Here is a 2,637-nt window from a genome sequence, read left to right on the forward strand (position 1 = left end):
CATTCGGCTATGCTGGGTGGAATTGGCAATGAAGCAGTCCATGACTGACGCATCCCCTCCAGCGCTGGCCAACGATATTGCGTCGCCTTTGCGCTCAAGGGCTCAGGAAACCCTGTATCGACGCTCGTATCCGTTGCGGATCCTCGGCATGGGGCTCGCCGGCCTGCCGCTGATCGCGGTCCTGCACGAACTCGACACCACATGGTTCGCCTGGGCCTGGGTAGTCATGATTTGCCTGATCTGGCCCCACCTCGCCTATTGGCTGGCGAAACGAAGCCGCGATCCGTTCAATGCGGAGTTGCGCAACCTGGTCGTCGATACGGCCATTGCCGGAAGCTGCATTCCACTCCTCCACTTCAACCTTCTGCCCTCCGCCATTCTGCTGACCGTCGCGGTCTCCGACAAGATCAGCACGGGAGTCAGGCGACTCTGGGTCTGGTCGCTGCCCGGAGCGGCGATAGCGCTGTTTGCTGTCGCCTGGTTGAACGGCTTCGCGTTCCAGCCCGAATCGAGCATGCGCGTGATCCTCGCCTGCCTTCCGCTCATGATCATCCACACGATAGCCGTGAGTGCGACCAGCTATCGACTGGTGCGTCGAGTGCAGACCCAGAACCAGCGACTCGAGGAACTCAGTCGCGTGGATACACTGACAGGCTTGTTCAGCCGCGGTCATTGGGAATCGCTGGCAACCGCGGCGCTGCAAGTGCACGAAGACAGCATCGGCTCCGCCTTGATGGTCCTCGATATCGACCAGTTCAAGGAGATCAATGACCAGTACGGACACGCGGCAGGAGACGACGTGCTGCGAGGCATTGCCGACCTGATCCGTCGCAACAGTCCGGCGGGCAGCCATGCCGGCCGCCTTGGTGGTGATGAATTCGCCGTGGTCATGCCGTTTTCGCTGGAAATTGCCGAATCCGCAGCAGAACGCATTCGCATCGCTGTCCAGGCACTCCAGTTCAACAACACGCTTCCGCTGCGTTGCACGGTAAGCATCGGCATCGCCGGCAAGCCTGACGTTGGCGCGGACCTGCGCACCTGGATCGAGAGTGCGGATCGCGCCCTGTATCGTGCCAAGCAGGCAGGACGCAACCGCGCGGCGACAGCCTGACCTGCAGCACTCAGGAATCGAAAAGGTTGCCCTGGCGAATTACGGCAGCGTCGACCAGACGATCAAAACCCTCGTTCAAGAACACGACACGATCACCGATCGCGAAATCGCGCACGTTGGCATCGGGCTCAACGACTGCACCGGCAGCTCATGGCCAAGCACCACCGGCAACGTCCACGGGCGCGAGCCATTGATGACCAAAAGGTCGGAATGGCAAAGCGCTGCCGCAAGTACGCGCACGCGCAGCTCGCCCCATTTCGCGGAGTACCGCTGCACGCACTCTCATTGCGCATGCTCCGTTTGCAACGTGGTGAGCGCAGCACGCAGACGTTCCGGCATCGTCGTCGCCGTTCTCGATTTCCGATCGACGAATACATGCACGAACCAGCCTGCGGCCAGGACATCATCTTCGCCCGGGCGAAACAGGCCAATGCCATAGCGCACGCTGGAGTTTCCCAGATGCTCGACACGCAGGCCGGCTTCGATGATTTCCGGGAACGCAAATCCGCCAAGATATTTGCAGTGCGACTCCGCGCAGACACCAATCACCGAGCCTGCGTGGATATCGAGCCCGCCCTCGGCAACCAGGAAGCTGTTGATGACCGTATCGAAGTAGCTGTAGTACTCGACGTTGTTGACGTGGCCGTAGATGTCGTTGTCTTTCCAGCGCGTGGTAATCGGGACGAAATGCGCGAATTCTCCGCGGGCATTCATGGATCCGCTCCAGGCTTCGCTGCATCTCTCGCTTCCGGATTCGCTTCCCCGATTGCAGCTTCCGTGGCCGATTCCTCTCGCTCAAGCCCGACCAGCAGCAGGCTGGCCGTGATGCCGATAACGAGACCGATCCAGGGTTCAAAGAAGGCCAGAGCCACGCCAATCAGCAATGCCGTACCGCGTGATGCATTGGTCTTCGGAATCGCCATGGCGATATAGGCGCAGGCGAATCCGGTCAGGATCAGGGTCAGCGACAAGGCAATGCCGAGCAGCGGCTTCAACCCGGTCAGAAGCGGCAACAGGAAGTAGATGAAAGGCAGACCCATCAGATAGTAGGAAATCAGGCCGCTGTTGAGGTCCCGCATGGACCGTGGCCCCTGCTTCCAGCGCTGCACGATGACCACGTGCACACCGGTCCAGAGCATGCCCTGGGTAGTGAAGAACGGCGCGACCAAGGCCGAGATCGCGTTGCGGAATCCCAGCGCGAGGTGGGAACGACGGATATTGATGTCGACCGGATCATCAGGGCGCGAGGGTCGTGCTTCGCGTAGCACTTCGGTGCCGGTGACAATGTCGCCGAACTGGATGATGTAGGTGATCAGCACCAGCGGAATGGCGTGCAGGAACATCGATGCGGTGGGCCATCCAATCGAGAAAGGCGACATCTTCGCAACGGTCTCACTGACCGGAGGCACCAGCCAGCCCCACTGGATGTCGTAGTGCACCTCGCCCACCAGGGGACCGACGACGGCGGCGACAATGAACCCCGGCAACAGGCCCAGTGCGGCGAGCAGCATCAGGCTGCTGTACCT

At 60.9% G+C, this 2,637-nt stretch carries 3 protein-coding genes and 1 pseudogene; 1 reads left to right on the forward strand and 3 read right to left on the reverse strand.

From position 1 onward, the window contains the following. Window positions 1-40 precede the first annotated feature (40 nt). A complete protein-coding gene (locus WBP53_RS08660) occupies window positions 41-1,111 on the forward strand; it encodes a sensor domain-containing diguanylate cyclase (protein ID WP_423927944.1) in 1,071 nt (356 codons plus the stop codon). A gap of 75 nt (window positions 1,112-1,186) precedes the next feature. Here the strand turns inward: WBP53_RS08660 and WBP53_RS08665 are convergent, their stop codons facing one another. From WBP53_RS08665 to WBP53_RS08675, 3 genes and pseudogenes are all read right to left on the reverse strand, one after another. Next, the gene (locus WBP53_RS08665) at window positions 1,187-1,387 is read right to left on the reverse strand and encodes an alcohol dehydrogenase catalytic domain-containing protein (protein ID WP_423927946.1); all 201 of its coding nucleotides are present in this window, start codon (window positions 1,385-1,387) and stop codon (window positions 1,187-1,189) included. A gap of 6 nt (window positions 1,388-1,393) precedes the next feature. Further along, a complete protein-coding gene (locus tag WBP53_RS08670) occupies window positions 1,394-1,825 on the reverse strand; it encodes an acyl-CoA thioesterase (RefSeq protein WP_423927948.1) in 432 nt (143 codons plus the stop codon). Beyond that, window positions 1,822-2,637: pseudogene (locus tag WBP53_RS08675) on the reverse strand (hypothetical protein); the annotation flags it as partial. The pseudogene WBP53_RS08675 and the gene WBP53_RS08670, both read right to left, overlap by 4 nt.

It is taken from the genome of Dokdonella sp., assembly GCF_049593775.1.
In the GTDB taxonomy this organism is placed as follows: domain Bacteria; phylum Pseudomonadota; class Gammaproteobacteria; order Xanthomonadales; family Rhodanobacteraceae; genus Dokdonella.